The sequence below is a fragment of the Pseudomonas sp. R62 genome, from assembly GCF_000257605.1.
GTDB lineage: Bacteria > Pseudomonadota > Gammaproteobacteria > Pseudomonadales > Pseudomonadaceae > Aquipseudomonas > Aquipseudomonas atacamensis.
The window spans coordinates 1-1,439 of record NZ_AHZM01000864.1 but is presented as its reverse complement, the minus strand read 5'-3'; the positions used below and the strand labels follow the sequence as shown (position 1 = coordinate 1,439).

Genomic DNA, 1,439 nt, shown 5'->3' with positions numbered 1-1,439 from the left:
GGCAGCCCAGGCCCCTGCTGCGGGTAGCGAACCGGCTGATCCGGCCAAGGAAAAGCTGTATTACGATGCCGCTTTCGACCTGATCAAAGCCAAGGATTTCGACAAGGCCAGCCAGGCCTTCGCCGCTTTCCTGCGCAAATACCCCAACAGCCAGTACGCGGGCAACGCCCAGTACTGGTTGGGCGAAGTGAACCTGGCCAAGGGTGATCTGCAAGGTGCAGGTCAGGCCTTTGCCAAGGTTTCGCAGCTGTATCCCAAGCACAACAAAGTGCCGGACTCGCTGTACAAGCTGGCTGACGTAGAGCGCCGCCTCGGTCACACCGACAAGGTCAAAGGCATTCTGCAGCAGGTGGTGTCCCAATATCCGGGCACTTCCGCCGCGCAGCTGGCCCAGCGTGATTTACAGCGCATGTAAGCCTGTTCATCCGTGTTTTGAAGAAACCCGCGCTTGTCGCGGGTTTTTTCGTTAGAATTCACGCCCTTTTTCTGAAACACGCTTCTTGTGGTCTACGCGTTGGCGGGATTGCCTGAAGTGCCTGACGGAGGCGGACAGCCTGTTTAGCTGTTACGCCCGTGGCGACTATGCAAGACACATTGAGAATCACCGAAGTTTTCTACTCATTGCAGGGTGAAACTCGGACTGCAGGGCTGCCCACGGTTTTCGTGCGCCTGACCGGTTGCCCGTTGCGTTGCCAGTACTGCGATAGCGCGTATGCGTTCAGCGGCGGCACCGTCCGCACCCTCGACGACATCCTTGAGCAAGTGGCCGGATATCGTCCGCGCTACGTTTGTGTCACCGGCGGTGAGCCGTTGGCTCAGCCGAATGCCATTCCTTTGCTTGAGCGGTTGTGTGATGCCGGCTACGAGGTGTCGCTGGAAACCAGCGGCGCCCTAGACGTATCCGCTGTCGATCCGCGTGTCAGTCGCGTCGTCGATCTGAAAACGCCGGGCTCGAAAGAAGCCCACCGAAACCGTTACGAGAACATCGAACTGCTGACCCGCAACGATCAGGTGAAGTTTGTCATCTGCTCGCGGGAAGACTACGACTGGGCGGTCTCCAAGCTGATCCAGTACGGTCTCGACCAGCGCGCCGGCGAAGTACTGTTTTCGCCGAGTCACCACGACCTGAATGCTCGGGAACTGGCGGACTGGGTAGTGGCGGACAACCTGCCGGTACGCCTGCAATTGCAGCTGCATAAATATCTTTGGAACGACGAGCCGGGGCGCTGAGATGACTGAACAACTGAACACCACTGAAAAACGTGCAGTCATTTTGCTGTCCGGCGGCCTCGACTCGGCCACCGTCGTGGCGATGGCACGCGCCGAAGGCTACGCCTGCTACACCATGAGCTTCGATTACGGCCAGCGCTCGCACGCCGAATTGCACGCTGCCGCCCGCGTTGCTCGCGACCTGGGTGTGGTCGAGCACAAGGTCATCG

3 protein-coding genes are annotated in these 1,439 nt (G+C 59.3%); all 3 read left to right on the top strand.

Going from position 1 to position 1,439, the window contains the following annotated elements; all coding sequences use genetic code 11:
• Positions 1 to 415, top strand: a 415-nt coding sequence (gene ybgF / locus OQK_RS00695; RefSeq protein ID WP_016770672.1) for a tol-pal system protein YbgF, incomplete at its 5' end; no start/stop codon positions are given.
• Between the two features lie 167 nt (positions 416 to 582).
• On the top strand, positions 583 to 1,230 hold the full coding sequence (gene queE, locus OQK_RS00690; RefSeq protein WP_016770671.1) for a 7-carboxy-7-deazaguanine synthase QueE: 648 nt from the start codon (positions 583 to 585) through the stop codon (positions 1,228 to 1,230).
• A gap of 1 nt (position 1,231) precedes the next feature.
• Positions 1,232 to 1,439: 7-cyano-7-deazaguanine synthase (locus OQK_RS00685; RefSeq protein ID WP_038860143.1), on the top strand; the 208-nt coding region annotated here is incomplete at its 3' end.